This is a genomic window from Actinacidiphila sp. bgisy167 (assembly GCF_965342175.1).
Classification (GTDB): domain Bacteria; phylum Actinomycetota; class Actinomycetes; order Streptomycetales; family Streptomycetaceae; genus Actinacidiphila.
This window is the reverse complement of sequence record NZ_CBDRBL010000062.1, coordinates 1-14,542: the sequence shown is the minus strand read 5'-3', so window position 1 is coordinate 14,542 and position 14,542 is coordinate 1. Positions and strand designations below refer to the sequence as shown.

General features: G+C 71.5%; 19 protein-coding genes and 1 pseudogene. 9 read left to right on the top strand and 11 right to left on the bottom strand.

Translation table 11 applies throughout. The features are described 5' to 3' along the window. Positions 1 to 107: 107 nt before the first annotated feature. Together ACRWND_RS21945 and ACRWND_RS21940 are read right to left on the bottom strand one after the other, a co-directional pair. A complete protein-coding gene (locus ACRWND_RS21945) occupies positions 108 to 776 on the bottom strand; it encodes an Asp23/Gls24 family envelope stress response protein (protein WP_431951981.1) in 669 nt (222 codons plus the stop codon). After that, positions 767 to 1,345, bottom strand: a complete 579-nt coding sequence (locus ACRWND_RS21940) for an RNA polymerase sigma factor (protein ID WP_431951979.1) — start codon at positions 1,343 to 1,345, stop codon at positions 767 to 769. The genes ACRWND_RS21945 and ACRWND_RS21940 overlap by 10 nt, the downstream gene beginning before the upstream one ends. 211 nt (positions 1,346 to 1,556) lie before the next feature. Here ACRWND_RS21940 and ACRWND_RS21935 point away from each other — a divergent pair, with 211 nt between their 5' ends. From ACRWND_RS21935 to ACRWND_RS21915, 5 genes are all read left to right on the top strand, one after another. After that, positions 1,557 to 2,048 (top strand): Asp23/Gls24 family envelope stress response protein, encoded by a 492-nt coding sequence (locus ACRWND_RS21935; RefSeq protein ID WP_431951977.1) that lies wholly within the window; start codon positions 1,557 to 1,559, stop codon positions 2,046 to 2,048. A 103-nt stretch (positions 2,049 to 2,151) separates the two neighbouring features. Then, positions 2,152 to 2,340, top strand: coding sequence for a hypothetical protein (locus ACRWND_RS21930; protein ID WP_431951975.1), 189 nt, complete (start codon positions 2,152 to 2,154; stop codon positions 2,338 to 2,340). A gap of 83 nt (positions 2,341 to 2,423) precedes the next feature. Continuing rightward, positions 2,424 to 2,750 (top strand): Asp23/Gls24 family envelope stress response protein, encoded by a 327-nt coding sequence (locus ACRWND_RS21925; RefSeq protein ID WP_431951973.1) that lies wholly within the window; start codon positions 2,424 to 2,426, stop codon positions 2,748 to 2,750. Positions 2,751 to 2,945: 195 nt separating this feature from the next. Then, positions 2,946 to 3,491 carry a DUF6286 domain-containing protein gene (locus ACRWND_RS21920; RefSeq protein ID WP_431951971.1) on the top strand — a complete coding sequence of 182 codons (546 nt, stop codon included), beginning with the start codon at positions 2,946 to 2,948 and terminating at the stop codon, positions 3,489 to 3,491. 17 nt (positions 3,492 to 3,508) lie between these two features. Further along, positions 3,509 to 4,117 (top strand): alkaline shock response membrane anchor protein AmaP, encoded by a 609-nt coding sequence (locus tag ACRWND_RS21915; protein ID WP_431951969.1) that lies wholly within the window; start codon positions 3,509 to 3,511, stop codon positions 4,115 to 4,117. Positions 4,118 to 4,395: 278 nt separating this feature from the next. On the opposite strand, the gene ACRWND_RS21910 is transcribed toward ACRWND_RS21915, so the two are convergent. Both ACRWND_RS21910 and ACRWND_RS21905 read right to left on the bottom strand, forming a co-directional pair. After that, entirely contained in the window at positions 4,396 to 4,845 is a 450-nt protein-coding gene (locus ACRWND_RS21910; RefSeq protein ID WP_431951967.1) for a COG4315 family predicted lipoprotein, read from the bottom strand. Between the two features lie 6 nt (positions 4,846 to 4,851). Next, positions 4,852 to 5,079, bottom strand: coding sequence for a hypothetical protein (locus ACRWND_RS21905; RefSeq protein WP_431951965.1), 228 nt, complete (start codon positions 5,077 to 5,079; stop codon positions 4,852 to 4,854). Positions 5,080 to 5,245: 166 nt separating this feature from the next. Between ACRWND_RS21905 and ACRWND_RS21900 the strand changes: the two genes are divergently transcribed. Further along, complete coding sequence (locus ACRWND_RS21900; protein ID WP_431951963.1) at positions 5,246 to 5,548, top strand: hypothetical protein; 303 nt, start codon at positions 5,246 to 5,248, stop codon at positions 5,546 to 5,548. Continuing rightward, a complete protein-coding gene (locus ACRWND_RS21895; protein WP_431951961.1) occupies positions 5,545 to 6,000 on the top strand; it encodes a hypothetical protein in 456 nt (151 codons plus the stop codon). The genes ACRWND_RS21900 and ACRWND_RS21895 overlap by 4 nt, the downstream gene beginning before the upstream one ends. On the opposite strand, the gene ACRWND_RS21890 is transcribed toward ACRWND_RS21895, so the two are convergent. From ACRWND_RS21890 to ACRWND_RS21865, 6 genes and pseudogenes are all read right to left on the bottom strand, one after another. Further along, positions 5,945 to 6,502 carry a hypothetical protein gene (locus tag ACRWND_RS21890; protein WP_431952035.1) on the bottom strand — a complete coding sequence of 186 codons (558 nt, stop codon included), beginning with the start codon at positions 6,500 to 6,502 and terminating at the stop codon, positions 5,945 to 5,947. The two genes, ACRWND_RS21895 and ACRWND_RS21890, sit on opposite strands and share 56 nt — an antisense overlap. A gap of 241 nt (positions 6,503 to 6,743) precedes the next feature. Then, positions 6,744 to 7,193 (bottom strand): annotated as a pseudogene (locus tag ACRWND_RS21885) (FtsK/SpoIIIE domain-containing protein); the annotation flags it as partial. A 618-nt stretch (positions 7,194 to 7,811) separates the two neighbouring features. Then, complete coding sequence (locus ACRWND_RS21880; RefSeq protein WP_431951959.1) at positions 7,812 to 8,399, bottom strand: hypothetical protein; 588 nt, start codon at positions 8,397 to 8,399, stop codon at positions 7,812 to 7,814. Between the two features lie 138 nt (positions 8,400 to 8,537). Next, positions 8,538 to 8,948, bottom strand: a complete 411-nt coding sequence (locus ACRWND_RS21875; RefSeq protein WP_431951957.1) for a hypothetical protein — start codon at positions 8,946 to 8,948, stop codon at positions 8,538 to 8,540. Positions 8,949 to 9,125: 177 nt separating this feature from the next. After that, on the bottom strand, positions 9,126 to 9,998 hold the full coding sequence (locus tag ACRWND_RS21870; protein WP_431951955.1) for a helix-turn-helix transcriptional regulator: 873 nt from the start codon (positions 9,996 to 9,998) through the stop codon (positions 9,126 to 9,128). 139 nt (positions 9,999 to 10,137) lie between these two features. Then, positions 10,138 to 11,571 (bottom strand): aldehyde dehydrogenase family protein, encoded by a 1,434-nt coding sequence (locus ACRWND_RS21865; RefSeq protein ID WP_431951953.1) that lies wholly within the window; start codon positions 11,569 to 11,571, stop codon positions 10,138 to 10,140. Between the two features lie 583 nt (positions 11,572 to 12,154). On the opposite strand from ACRWND_RS21865, the gene ACRWND_RS21860 reads away from it, so the two are divergent. Both ACRWND_RS21860 and ACRWND_RS21855 read left to right on the top strand, forming a co-directional pair. Then, positions 12,155 to 12,562: a YciI family protein gene (locus ACRWND_RS21860; protein WP_431951951.1), complete on the top strand. Its 408-nt coding sequence runs from the start codon at positions 12,155 to 12,157 to the stop codon at positions 12,560 to 12,562. A gap of 8 nt (positions 12,563 to 12,570) precedes the next feature. Further along, the gene (locus ACRWND_RS21855) at positions 12,571 to 13,716 is read left to right on the top strand and encodes an RNA polymerase sigma factor (RefSeq protein WP_431952029.1); all 1,146 of its coding nucleotides are present in this window, start codon (positions 12,571 to 12,573) and stop codon (positions 13,714 to 13,716) included. A gap of 365 nt (positions 13,717 to 14,081) precedes the next feature. Here the strand turns inward: ACRWND_RS21855 and tnpA are convergent, their stop codons facing one another. Continuing rightward, positions 14,082 to 14,507, bottom strand: coding sequence for an IS200/IS605 family transposase (gene tnpA, locus ACRWND_RS21850; protein ID WP_431951949.1), 426 nt, complete (start codon positions 14,505 to 14,507; stop codon positions 14,082 to 14,084). Positions 14,508 to 14,542 lie beyond the last annotated feature (35 nt).

Below are 14,542 nucleotides of genomic sequence, written 5' to 3'. Positions count from 1 at the left end.
GGCATGGGCGAGACGGCTCGCGAGGCTGGGCTGTAGGGCGAGGACGCCGTTGACGGCCAGTGCGGCCTCAGCGGTGGCGTGGCGAATGCGTGCAGGGCTGCAGGCGGTCATGGGTTCTCGTCCGATGCATGGTGGGCGGGGCCCGGGAAGTACGGCGTTTCGGGCGTGGGGGCAACCTCGATCACCTTGATGTCGATGGATGCCAGCACCAGCCCCAGTTCGTGGTCGGCGGCTTCTGCTACCGCACGGCGTACGTGTTCGGCCGTCTCCGGAAGAGGGCGGTTCAAACCGGCGGCTATGGTCATGTTCGCGTGCACGCCTTCTCCTGGTTCGGCAGGGGCGAGGTGGCAACTGGCTGTGGTGACGCCGGGAACCTGATCTGCTGCGCGCCGCAGAGCGGCGGCGGCGGTCTGCTCCGCGATCTGCAGAGTGCGTGTGGGGTCGTCGAGGCGAAGCAGGGGTCCTCGTCGCACTTCGTCACGAACGATGTCCATGATGCGGGAGACGAGTCTGTGAGTGCTGGGTGGTTCCTGGTCTCGTAGCGCTCTGGTCGCCTGGTCCAATGCCGCGAGCCCTTCGATCGCGTCGCGGCAGTAAGGGCAGCCGGCGATGTGGGGATCGGCGGGGTGGCTGGTGTCCCTGGCCTGCTCCCAGGCGTGGCGGAGGGTTCGCCCACACGTGAGCACCTCGTCACCGGTGCGCAGCCGGACCTCGTCGAGAGCCGAGTTCTCTGCCGGCTCTTGCGGCGGCGGGGGAGGCTGGTCGTCTACTGCCATGGGCCCAGCGCCTCCTTCAGGGCTGTCCGAGATCGATACAGCCGCCCGCGGACCGTCTGCTGGGAGGTGCCGGTCGCGTGGGCGATCTGCGCATAGGACAGGCCATGGAGTTCCCGCATGATCCAGCAGATCCGCTGCCTCGGTTCCAGCGCGGCAAGAGCGTTCACCAGCGCGTCGGTGAGGGCGTCTTGTTCCGCGGCCCGCGCGGGTGAATTGCGCACGCCGGGGGCGGCGGGTTCGGCCACCGAGTTCAACGGTACCGGGACCGGGCGGCGGCGCAGGGCGTTCAAGCAGCGGTTGACGGTGATGCGGTACATCCAGGTACTGAACGCCGAGGCGTGGCGGAACTCGGGCAGGCGTCTCCAGGCGCTGACGAATGCGTCCTGGACGGCGTCCTCGGCGTCCTGGGCGTTGCCCAGGGTGTGGAATGCCAAGGCGAGCAAGGGCCGGCTGTGGCGCTGCACCAGGATCGCGAAGGCCTCGTCATCGCCTTCCCCGGCGCGCGTCGCCAGAAGATCGTCCGGTGCGTACTGCAAGGTGTCGGCCCTGGCCTGGGCGAGCGGCTGCACGGAGGGGCCGGAGCCGGCTGCTGCTTGGCTCGAGGGAGCGCCGGGGCCGCCGTGCCTCATGACCGCACCTCCTCCCTGCGGTGTTACACGTGCCCGACTTTTGATGCTTGATGTCGGTTCTCCTGATGTGTGACGTTTTGCCTTTGGGGTGTGTCCAATCTGTTGACAGGCGCCGCACCGGTGTCCGCAGCGATTGATCGAGGCGATAGCCATGACGGAGACCACCGATCGCCGTCCCACCAATGGGCAGGACGGCTCCCCCAGGACCGGTAGCAAGCTCAAGGGACCCACCGGCACCGACGCGTCCCCCGAAACGCGGGGCAAGACCACCATCGCCGACAACGTGGTCGCGAAGATCGCGGGAACCGCTGCCCGCGAGGTGCCCGGTATCCACAAGCTCGGTGCGGGCATGGCCCGCGCGATCGGCGCCATGCGCGAACGCGTCCCCGGAGCCGGGAGCACCAGCATCACCCAGGGCGTCAGCGTGGAGGTCGGCGAGAGCCAGGCCGCACTGGACCTCGATGTCGTCGTCGAGTACGGATACCCCATCGTCGAGGTGGCCGGTGAGGTCCGTGTCAACGTCATCTCCGCCGTGGAGCGCATGACCGGACTGCAGGTCGTCGAGGTGAACCTCGTCGTCGACGACGTGAAGCTGCCCGACGAGGAAGCCGAGGGCGAACCGGCCGAAGGCCGCGTCCGATGACGTCCGGCGACACGTGACGTCTGCCTTCCCGGCCGCCCCGGCCGGGAACGAAGCACACGCCCTGAAGCGATGGCGAACGTCAGCGTAGGACAGGTGAGGGAGAATGAATGCAGCAACAGTAGGGCTGGCGGCCGGCATGGCACTGGGATTCGCCGGCTACTTCGGCGGCTTCTGGGCTTTCCTCCTGGTGGCGGCCTTGGGCGCGATCGGTTTGGCCGCAGGCCTCGTCCTGCAGGGCGATGCCGATGTCTTCACCCGGCGGCGGGACGTGGCCGGACGGCGGTCACCGTGAGCAGCACCGCTGGTCCCGCCGAATCACCCGAGCGCCCGCGTGAAGGGTCTACGGACGACGGCCAGAGCCTCCCGCCGCCTGCCGTGCGTGGCGCGACGGCGATACCCGACCGGGTCGTAGCCCGCATCGCCACTCGCGTCACAAGCGAAACGCTCCACCGGCTCATCGGCCCCCGACGGGCGGGCGCGGATCTGTCCGCACCCAGTGCCCGCGCGACCACGTACGGCGAGACGGCACAACTGGCGTTGACGGTGGACCTCCCCTACCCCGCTGACATCGCTGTCACCTGCCGGCGGCTGCAGCACGAGGTCGCCGAAGGGGTGGCCCGACTGACGGGGCTGGACGTCCGCGACGTCACGCTGACCATCCGGCGCCTGGCCACTTTCGGCGGCCCCGGGCGCGTTCAGTGACCCCAGCCGCCTCATCGCCGCACGCAACCAGCCGATCGTCACGCACCGATCAAGGAACCCCCCATGACTCTCCCCTCCCGCACCGCACCGCCCGGTCGCCATGCACCGCGGCCCACGACCGAACAAGACGCGGACTCGGGCCGACCCGGCATCCGTGCTCCCGCGGCGAGGTCGCCGGCGCGCGACAGCCGAGGGGTGAAATCACCTCGCCTGTGGTCGGCACGCCGCATCCCGGCCACCGTGCTGGCTCTGGTGGCAGCCTGCGCCTTCGGGGTGACGCTGTACGACGTGATCGCAGTGCGCGCCGGGCAGCCCGCCGGGGCGTGGCGCACCGGTCTCGCCGACGAGTTGGCCAGCCGCCCGATCGACGACCTGTGGATGCTGCTCGGCGCCGCCGTCGCCGTCCTCCTCGGTCTGTGGCTGCTCTTCCTCGCACTCACCCCAGGCCTGCGTCGAATGCTGCCGCTACGGGCCCCCGACGGCTGTTCCGGACTGCAGGCCTGGCTGGACCGCCGGGGAGCCGAACTGGTGCTACGCGATGCCGCGATGCGGGTCCCCGGCATAGCCCGAGCCAAGGTCCGGGTCGGACGCCGCCGCATCATCGCCTGGGCGGAGGTCCGCTTCCGCGACCCGGAGACCGTCCGCGAGGACCTCACCCAGGCTCTGCGGGACCAGTGCCGCCAGCTCGCCCTGGCACACGCCCCACGGCTGGCGATCCGCCTGCGACACCACACCCGTTGACGCCCCGGGAGTGCGCCATGAACGGCCGATCCACACTCAACCGCCTCCTCCTGGCCATCAGCGGCCTGGTGCTGCTGGGTGGCGGGCTGCTGATCCTCACCGCCGGCCTTGACGTCTACCGCCGGCTCCACGTGGCTTTGCCCGCCGGCTGGCCGCTGACCACGTCCGACGACGTCCTGCTCAGCAACGCCGACCGGACCCGCTGGAGCGACCAGGGCTGGTGGTGGTGGCCCGCCGTCATCGCCGCCCTCACCCTGGCGACCGTCCTGGCTCTCCTGTGGCTGCTCGCTCAGTTCCGTCGCCATCGTGCCGGCTCGGTGCACCTGGGCGGAACGCCTCCGCCCGATGGTGTCGAACTGCGGGGCAGCGCACTCGGTGAAGCCGTCGCGGCCGAAGCAGGCGCTCTGCCGGGCGTCGCGCGGGCGGGCGCCCATATGACCGGACGCCCGGCGCACCCGCGGCTCGACGTCGCTGTCACGCTGACGGATCACGCCACACCCGCCCCAGCCCTGCAGGCGCTGTGTCGCGGCCCTGTGGCGCACGCACGCGAGTGCACCGGGTTGACCGAACTGCCCACCCGGGCGCGCTTCGACGTCGACCGGCACAAAGCGCGCCGCGCCGAATAGGGCGACCTCAACCGAACTGCGGGTCCAGGACGCGCACCGGCTGAGGTCCGCCTCCGGACCGCCCGCAGCGCCGGGTGGTCCTCACCCCTCGGCCGACCGGATGGCGGCGCAGGACGGCCATGAGACGGCACGGCTCACGGTGGACGTGGCGGCCCGGCGCATCCCGCGCCGGTTCGGCCTCGACCCACGCCGCGATGTGGCAGCCGGGTGATCGCCGTTGCTGTGACGGCCGTCCAGGCCACGGCGGGACGCCCGCGCGCCGCTCGTCACCGGCACACTCACTGCAGGGCCTTCTCGCCCGCCGGACCGGCCGCGAACCACGTGCCCTGTACGCCCTGACCGTTCAGGTCTCCCGGCTTGGAGTCGCCCGCGAAGCGGTACAGCGGCATACCGCCCACCGTGATCTGGACCGTGCCGTCCTGCCGCCGGATCGCGCCGACCTGCTTCTGGTCCACACCCGCGAGGTAGACATTGCCGCCTTCCTTGATGGTCACCGGCGGCCACTGCTGCGCGCACCGGCCGTTGCAGGCGGACTGGCCCGAACCAGGGGTGTCGTTGTCGAAGCGGTACAGCGCCGCCTGGTTGATGTTGATCAGGTGGGGTGAGGTGAGCGGCGCGGAGGTCACCGCGGAGAGCTGGACCCACTGCGGCGGTTGCTCCTGGACCGCGGCCCCGATCACGGTGCCGCCGGTGCCCGTCCTGCCCGCCTGGGCGGCGGTGCTGTCCACGACCTGCTATGTGGCGTTGCTCGAAGGCCGGCTCGGGGCCTGCGCGGGCGCGGAGGCCGCGGGGGCGGGCACGCCGTCCGACGGGGCGCTGCGGGGGCTGTCGCTCACCGAGAAGGTCTTGCCGCAGGCCGTCAGCCCGACGGCACCGCACAGGACGAGGGCGGCGACCAGGGCGGCACCGCCGTGCCGCCGGACGGAAGAGGCCGTCCGCTGCGAGATGGGGAGGAGAGTCACATCCTCCACACGACAGCAGATCCGGAATCGTTCACGCAGATCGGGAAGTGAGCTCGATCACGCCGGCGGACACGGCGGAACCGCCCCGGGCTGAACGAACGGCGGACCCCCCACGTGTGCGTCATGGAAACCGTTCGCAACGACCGTCAACCATGTGGGGAGTCAGGTGTCCGGAGACATTTTCATTCCCGGAGACGAGCTGGACGCGGCGCGCAAGGCCCTCGGGTTCGTGGAGGACAACATCGACATCGGGCATCACACGTTCGACTTCGAGAAGGCCTTCGGCCCCGAGCTGTCCGGACACGGCGCCGCCCAGAACTTCGAGAACAAGTGGAACGACGGCAAGAAGCAGCTACGCAAACAGGTCGCGGACCTGAAGAAGGCCATGGACAGCATCATGGACAGTTTCACCAAGACGGACGACGACGCCGTGTCCAACCTCGACAGCGGATCGGGGGGCGGCCAGTGAGCACCGCGCAGCGTTTCCTGCTGGACGTCCCCGACCTGTGGGGCGAGGTCGACATGAGCGGCGGCGCCATGGCGGCCGCCCGCGCCGAGGCTCTGTCCCGCATCGACGACCCGGTGGCCCGGGCGCAGGTGAACGACATGTTCCGTCAGGGGCGCGACCTGCTCAGGTCCGCCCGCAACCACGGGGCGCTGCTGTCGGCGGGCACCGTCACGCAGTACGACGAGGGCCTGTTCATGGCCTACGCGATGGTCTTCGCCGTGTCGACGCCCGACGGTGTGGAGCTGACCCTGCCGCTGATCTCGGCGCAGATGGGGGTGGCGTCGGCGAGCGGGAAGGCGCCGAAGGACAGGGCGGTCACCTCGGTGCGGATCCCCGAGGTGGGCACCGTCGCCCGGGTCACCGGCACCGAGGTGACCCGGGTGACCGCGGACATCGACGTGGAACTGCCATGAACAGCTCGGCGTCGTCGATCACGATGACCGCGTTGTCCTCGGGGACGCTGCCCAGCACCTGGCGGAAGTCCGCCACCGACACGTCGGCGTCGGTGATGACCGCGGCGACGCCCGGCCGTCCCTCGAACGACCGCCGCAGGGGCGACCTGCGCGGCGCCAGGACGATCAGGCCCGCCCCCGCGTCGAGCACCGAACGGGCGGCGCTCAGCAGCGCCGTGCTGCGCCCTGTGCGAGGCGGCCCCGCGATGACGAAGGTGGGCACTTCGGACAGGTCGGGGGCAAGGCCCCCCAGGGTGTCGCCGCCGACCCCCACCAGCGGGCGCATGGGCCCCGCCTGCGGGCGCAGGGCGACCGCCTGCTCGTAACCGATCCTTTCGGGCAGGACGTCCAGGCGTGCGGCGCGGCGCTCTGCCGGCACCGCGGCCTCGCGCCGGGTGATCTCCTCGCCGAGCGCCGCCAGCGCCGCAGCCTGCGCGGTGCCGGAAAGGTCGGGATCGAGCACCGCGAGCTGGACCTCGCTGAGGTCCTGGGTGCGCAGGGGCGCGGCCGGGGGCCGGGTCGCCGGGGGCGGACCTGGTGGGGACGCCCACCGAGGAGTAGTCGGCCTTGTCGTTCAGCCGCAGGACGAGTTTGTCCTCGGTGGTGCCCGCGAAGCGGCTGTTGCCGAGGACGCGGTCTCCCGCGAGGACCACGTGGATGCCGACGCCCGCGCCGTCGCGCAGCAGCCTGATCATGCGCTCCAGGTAGCTGCCGTTGTCGAAGGCGGCGTACTCGCGGTCGAAGACCTCGAACCGGTCGACCATGAGCACGATGTGCGCAAGCCGCTCACCCGGCTCGGACATGCGGCGCAGTTCGGCCAGATCGGCGGTGCCGCGGGATCCCAGCACACCCTGACGGAAGGTGAGTTCCGCGGAGAGCCGGTCCAGGAGGCGGCCGAGGCGTTCGGTCTGGTTGCGGTCGACGACGGCCCCGCAGTGGGGCAGTGCCGTCAGCGCGTTCAGCGCCCCGTTGCCGCAGTCGATGCCGTAGAGGTGGACGTCGTCGGCGCCGTGGGCCTGGGCGAGCGCGGCGGCCAAGGTGCGCAGTGCCTGCGACCTGCCGCTGCGGGGCGAGCCGATGATGTGCAGGTGGCCGGCCCGGTCGAGGTCGAAGGTGAGGGCCGAGCGGCTCTGCTGGGCGGGCAGGTCGACCATGCCGTACGCGACGGCGGGCAGGGCCGCCTCGCGTTCGGCGGACGGCTTGGGCGCCGCCGCGGGCTCCCACTCCAGCACGTCGGGGATCAGTTCCGCCGTGCCGTCCAGGCGCACCCGGACCCGGGCCGCGACCGGCGGCGCGTCCCCGGCCAGCCTGATGCGGCAGGTGCCGTCACTGCCGACGTCGTAGTCGCCCGGTACCAGCCGGAACACGATGGCCGCGCCGGGGCCCGACACCACCTTCAGCTCGGTCCTGCCCTCGGGCTCGGGCACGTGCGGCAGCGGTGTGCCGAGCCCGAGGGTCATGCCGTCGCGCACCCCGGCGGACTGGATGGTGGCCTCGGCGTCGACGGGGTCCGGACCTATGTAAAGGGTCGGTGCCCCCGCGCCGCCGTCGCCCGCGTGGCCGACGGCACGCGCCACTTCAGCCGCGAACCGGCCCGCCTGCACAGCGGGTTCGGTGTCGACGACGACAGTGGTGGGCGCCTGATCGACCAGCGGATCAAGGACGCTGACGTTCAATCGCACGGCTTGGTGTCCTTCTTCGTGTGTGGTGTGCGGTGGGGTGCTGCGGGCGACGGGCGCGCGGCACCTGGCGGTGCCCTGTCACGGGGCCTGTCACTCGCTGGTGGTCTCCGGCCGCTGGGGTGCGGGCCCGTCACCGGCGCCGGTGGGGGTTGTGGGGGAGGGGGGCAGTGGGACGTTGGCCGGGTCGTTGGCTGTGTGGGTGCTGGTGGGGGATGTGGGGGAGGGGGGCAGTGGGACGTCGGCCGGGTCGTTGGCTGAGTGGGAGCCGGTGGAGGTGGTGGGCGACGGGGGCAGCGGGACGTCGGCCGGGTCTGTCGGGCGGGGCGATCCGGTGGCGGGTGAGGCCGGCGGGCTCGGGTATGCGCCTCCCGCCGACGCGCCGCCCCCGGAGCCCTTGATCGGGATCTTGTCCGCCAGGCCGCCCAACGCGCTGTTGGCATGCGCCTTGCCCACCGGGCCCACCGCGAGTTTCCCCGCCGAGTTGGTGGCCTCCACGGTGAACGCGCCCTGGACGTCGCCGCCCTGGGCCGCTGTCGCGCCCACCTTGCCCCCGATGACCGCACCCTCCTCGACGAGGTCGGGCAGGTCGTTGATACGGCTGCGCAGCTTGTCCATCGCGTCGCCGCGGCCGGTCTCGACCTGCCCGGCTTCCCCCGGTGCGTTGCATCCACGTCCCACACGTGCCGGGGTGCGGGCACCGTTCAACCGATCGTCGAACTCTTTCCGGGACGGTGCCGTGTGAAGGGTGAGCCACCGCCCGCCGGGTGATCCCGCGCGGACGCCGGCGGGCGGCGGACGGACCGGGCATCACGACTTTCACAGGTGGGACAGATGAGGGAAGGCACCGAGGTCACACCTCGGAATGGGGCCACGGGCGGCGACACCCGGCACGATGGCCGCCGGGTGGTACGGGCCGTGGTGCTCGTGCTGCTGGGCCTGTGTGCCCTGCTGGGCACGGGCCCGGCGGCGCAGGCGGCCGGTTACGAGGTTGTCCGCGTTGCGGTGCCCTTCCGCGTTGCGGCCGCAGTCCTCCGTGAAGGTGCCGGTGGAGGCGCCCGGTCCCGGAACGGGCGGTGCGTTGCGGGGCACGTCGTGGATGTCGACGAAATCCGGGGGAGGGGAAGGGCCGATGCCCGATCCCGCCCCGTCGGCGCCCCTGGTGGCCGCCGACATCACCAGTGCCAGCGATGTCACCACCGCCACCACGGCGATGAGGGAGAGGGACATGGCGGCACGGACCAGTCGAATTCGTCGTTGCGCGGGCTTCAGGGTGCCACAGCGGCCGCCGCGCTCTCACGGCCGTCCCCCCTCTGACCAGGCTGGTCACGCGGTTCGCCGGCATGGGCCCGACGTCCGAGGGGCGTCGAACGCCGCTCATCCGCCCCACCCGATCGCGGTGAGCCGTCAATGGGTGCCGGGGGCGTGACGCTCCAGGACCGCCTGGCCGGGCGGTCGCTGGCCGAGCACGGAGAGCAACTGGAGATTGGTGTGGCTTTCCGTGCCTGGCACCGCGGTGTACACCAGGAGCCTTTGCGACTGGTCGGGGTCGACGAGCGTCTGGCAGTGCAGTTCCAGGAGTCCGACCTGCGGGTGCTGGAAGCGTTTCGCCGCGCAGGAGGGACCCAGCACGGGATGCTCGCGCCACAGTGCGGCGAACTCCGGGCTGGCCTGGTGGAGCGCGTCGACGAGTTCGCCGACCGGAGAGTCGCCGCCGTCGCGGGTGTACGCGCCGTACAGGTCCGCCGCCATCAGCCGGCTCTGCTCGGGAACGTCGATCTCGGGCACCAGGCGCGAGGACGGATCGGTGAACCAGCGGTAGTGCGCGCTGCGGGACCAGCCGGTGTAGACCGTCTGGTCGCCGAGCAGCGCGACGGCCAGGCGGGTCTGTTTCAAGGTCTCGCCCAGGTGGTTCATCACCTGGGCCGGAGTGTCCTCCAAGCGGTCAAGGATGCGCATCATGCCCGGGTTGAGGTGGTCGCCGCGGCGCACCCTGCGCGGCAGGGCGTGGCCGGCGAGCCGGAACAGGTGGTCGTGCTCCTCGAGCGACAGGTGCAGCCCGCGGGCGATCGCGGCGAGCATCTGCTCCGAGGGGTGGGGGCCGCGCGGCTGCTCCAGCCGGCTGTAGTAGTCGACCGACATGTCGCACAGGGCTGCCACCTCCTCGCGGCGCAACCCGCCGGTGCGCCTGCGCCGGCCGCGCGGCAGCCCGATGTCCTCGGGTTGCAGGGCTTCACGGCGTGCCCGCAGGAACGCCGCCAGCCCGGCTCGGTCCGTCATGTGGCCCTCCCGTCCTTCATCGTCCGTGGGGTACGGGCCGCCCACAGCGCAGGGTAACCCGGCGCCGCCGGCCCTCCCCGGTGGCGGCCGCCGGGCCGCGGACGTTCCGGTGAGCGTCCGCGGCAATCGGCGGCGTCGGTCAGCGGGTGATCGCCTTGGTCTCGAGGAACTCCTCGAGCCCGGCCCGGCCCATTTCCCGGCCGTTGCCGGACTGCTTGTAACCGCCGAACGGCGCCTGGAAGTTGTGGGGCCCGCCGTTCACGTCGACCTGCCCGACCCGAAGACGCCGGGCGATCGCCATGGCGTGCTCCTCGTCGCCGGTGACGGCGCCGTTGAGTCCGTAGACCGTGTTGTTGGCGATCTCGACCGCGTGGTCGTCGTCGATGTAGGGGATCACCACCAGGACGGGGCCGAAGATCTCCTCCTGGGCAATGGCGGAGTCGGGGTCGACATCGGCGAAGATCGTGGGCTTGACGTACGCGCCGGTCTCGAAGCCCTCGGGGCGGCCGGCGCCGCCGACGACGAGCGTGGCGCCGTCGGCGATGCCGCGACGGATGTAGCCGTCCACGCGCTGGCGCTGGGCCTGTGAGGCGAGCGGGCCGATACGGGTGCCCTCGTCGGCGGGGTCGCCGACGGTGTAAGCGGCGGCGGCGGCGCGCAGCTTCTCGACGACGGTCTCCTGCAGGTGGCCGGGTACGAGCATCCGCGTGTAGGCGCCGCAGGCCTGACCGCCGTTGGCCCAGGCGTAGGCCAGTCCGCGGTTGACGGCGAAGTCGAGGTCGGCGTTGGGAAGGATGATGTGAGCGGCCTTGCCGCCGAGCTCCAGTGCGACGCGCTTGACGGTCTCGGAGGCGGCGGCCGAGACACGCCTGCCGGCGGCCGTGGACCCGGTGAAGGACACCATGTCGATCTTCGGGTGCCGCGAGATGGCCTCGCCGACCACCGGACCGGTGCCCTGCACGACGTTCAGCACACCGGCCGGCAGACCGGCCTCGGAGGCGATCTCCGCGAACATCCGGGCGCTCAGCGGCGAGAGCTCCGACGGCTTGAGGACCACGGTGTTGCCGGCCAGCAGAGCCGGGACGACCTTGGTCACGAGCTGCTGGAGGGGGAAGTTCCAGGGGGTGATGGCGCCCACCACTCCGATGGGCTCGCGGATGATCAGCGAGTTCTCCACCGTCTCGGTCCACTCGAACCGCTCGGCCGTCACGATCGCGGCAAGGGTCGACGCCACCGGGAAGCCGGCCTGCGCCTGACGCGAGAACGTGATCGGTGCGCCCATTTCCAGGGTGATCGTTGCGGCGATCTCCTCGGAGTGCTTCTGCATCCTTTCGGCCACGCGCCGGATCACGGCGATGCGGTCCTCGGGCGCGGTCGCCGACCAGGTGGGGAAGGCGGCGAGCGCCGCGTCCACGGCCTTGTCGACGTCCTCGGAAGTGCCCTGGGCGACGGTGGCGACCACGGAGTCGTCGGCCGGGTTGATGACGTCGATCAGAGGACCGGAACCGGGGACCGCGCGGCCGCCGATCCAGTGGGACGGGGCCGGGAAGGGAACATCGGGGGTTTCGTTCATACCGACAGACAACAGCGGCCGCCGCGCGGCATCCATGCCCGGCCATGCCCATGATGCGCGTCACTGCCCACAACGGGGGAGTCCGGGGCCGGAGACACGGTGAGGCCAGACGCGCTGGGGGAATCCGCCGGACGGGAGCGAAAGACACAGCCGGCCGCCCGTCCGGAACGCCCAGGGCCGAGGCCCCGCCACGGCGTCCTTGAGTTCTGACGGTCGTCGTGGCGGGGCCCCTCGGTCGGCTCTGACGCTTGCACGAGTCCGTGCCGGGACGCTCCGAGCGGGGACCCTAGCGCGCGCCGGGCCCGGCCGGGAGACCAAACCTCGCACGTGAGGCTTTGGACCGCTGGACCACGCGGCTCTACGAAGACTTCGCCGCTGTCCACCACTGGGACCGAAGGTCGGCCCCGTTGGCGTGCTCCCTGGACTTCAGGCCAGGGAGCACGCCAAAGCCCACTCCGGCGTACCGGCTCATCGACGCGGCCTCGAAAAATCTTGGGGCGGTGATGTCGAGAACCCGCGGCTGGCTCCGTCCCCGTGGTGAAGGCGACCACAATGGGCCGCACCAGCACCGAGGAGAACCACGATGGCCAAGTATCTGCTGCTCAAGCACTACCGCGGCGCACCGGCCGCGGTGAACGACGTACCGATGACCCAGTGGACGCCCCAGGAGATCTCCGACCACGTCCAGTACATGCAGGACTTCGCCGCCCGCCTGGAGAAGACCGGGGAATTCGTCGACGGCCAGGCCCTCGCCCCCGAAGGCGCCTGGGTCCGCTACGACGGCGAAGGGCGGCCACCCGTCACCGACGGCCCGTTCGCCGAGACCAAGGACCTCATCGCCGGCTGGATGATCATCGACGTCGACACCTACGACCGCGCCCTCGAACTCGCCGGCGAACTCTCCGCCGCCCCAGGCGCCGGCGGCAAGCCCATCCACGAATGGCTCGAGGTCCGCCCCTTCCTCACCGCCCCGCCCACCATCACCGAATGACCGCTCCCATGAACGAGGCCCAGCTCCGCAGCCTCACACCCGCGGTCCTCGCCATCCTCGTCCGCCGCGGAGCAGACTTCGCGGCGGCCGAGGACGCCGTGCAGGACGCCCTGGTCGAGGCGGTCCGCGTCTGGCCTGCCGACCCGCCCAGGGACCCGAAGGGCTGGCTGGTCACCGTGGCCTGGCGCCGGTTCCTGGACGCGACGCGGTCGGACACCGCCCGCCGCCGACGCGAGGACCTCCTCAGCCAGGAACCGGCCCCCGGGCCCGCGCCTTCGGCGGACGACACACTCCAGCTGTACTTCCTGTGCGCCCACCCGACGCTGACGCCATCGTCCGCGGTCGCCCTCACGCTGCGCGCCGTGGGCGGGCTGACCACCCGCCAGATCGCCCAGGCCTACTTGGTGCCCGAGGCGACCATGGCGCAGCGCATCAGCCGGGCCAAGCGCACCGTCTCCGGCGTGCGGCTCGACCGGCCGGGTGACGTCGCCACCGTGCTGCGCGTCCTCTACCTGGTCTTCAACGAGGGCTACTCCGGCGACGTCGACCTCGCCGCCGAGGCCATCCGCCTCACCCGCCGGCTCGCGGCTGCGATCGACCACCCCGAGGTGGCAGGACTGCTCGCCCTCATGCTGCTCCACCACGCCCGGAGGGCCGCCCGGATGGCGTCGGACGGCAGCCTGGTACCGCTCGCCGAGCAGGACCGCGGCCGTTGGGACACCCGGGCGATCGCCGAGGGCGTCGAGATCCTGCAAGCGGCTCTCGCCCACGACCGGCTGGGCGAGTTCCAGGCACAGGCCGCGATAGCCGCGCTCCACGCCGACGCGCCCACCGCCGAGGAGACCGACTGGGTGCAGATCATCGAGTGGTACGACGAGCTGGCACGACTGACCAACAGCCCGGTCGTCCGGCTCAACCGCGCGGTCGCCGTCGGAGAAGCCGACGGGGCGCGCGCCGGCCTGGCGGCGCTCGCGGCGCTGGACGACTCGCTGCCCCGGTACGCCGCGGTTGCCGCGTACCTCCACGAGCGTGACGGGGACCTGGCGACAGCGGCGACGCTGTACGCGGAGGCGGCCCGAAAGGCACCCAACCTCGCCGAGCGCGACCACCTCACCCGACAGGCCGCCCGGCTCAACTCCCGTTGGAACGGCTGACACGTCACGGCTCTGTTCCGAGCAGAAGGCTGTCGGCGTGACGGAGTCGGTCCACGCCAGGGAGCCTTTCACGCGCCCGATCGGCTGTTGATCTACCGTCAGACCCCGTCCCCAAGGGGCCTTCCCGGGACCCTGCAGCCCGCTGACCGCACGCTGTCCTGCCCGGCCCGGAGGGTCGTCAAGGTCAACGGCGCGCCCGCACCGTCCGCGCCCGGGCGGACGGGCGGGCCGTGGCGGCCCCTACCGCTGATCTTGCGAGAGCGCCCCGGCCTTCAGGCCGGGGGTGAATCGCATCTCAGAACTGCTCTGACCTCAACCGTGGGCGCGGGTCCGCACGGTCTACCCGGGCCCACGCTTGGCCGCGCTCAGTCCGGGCGCTTCTGCTGCGCGATGTAGTCCTTGACCATTTGGAGCGGCGCACCGCCGCACGAGCCGGCGAAATATGAGGGCGACCAGAACCGGCCGTGCGTGATCGCCTGGTTGACCCGGCCGGTGAACTCCGCGCGCAGGCGGCGGGAGGAGACGCCCTTGAGGCTGTTGACCAGGCTGGCGAGTGCGACCTTCGGCGGGTAGTGCACGAGCAGGTGGACGTGGTCTGCCTCGCCGTTGAACTCCTTCAGCTCCGCTCCGAAGTCCTCGCAGACCTTGCGCATGACCTCTTCGCAGCTCGTCAGCATCTCGTCGTCGAGGACGCCGCGCCGGTACGTGACAAAGACCAAGTGCGCATGCAGGTGGTATACGACCGTTCGACCCCTGCGAATATCGGGATTCGGTTCCCATCGTGGTGACATAGGCCAATGGTAGAGTGATCGTCGTGCAGCTCCGG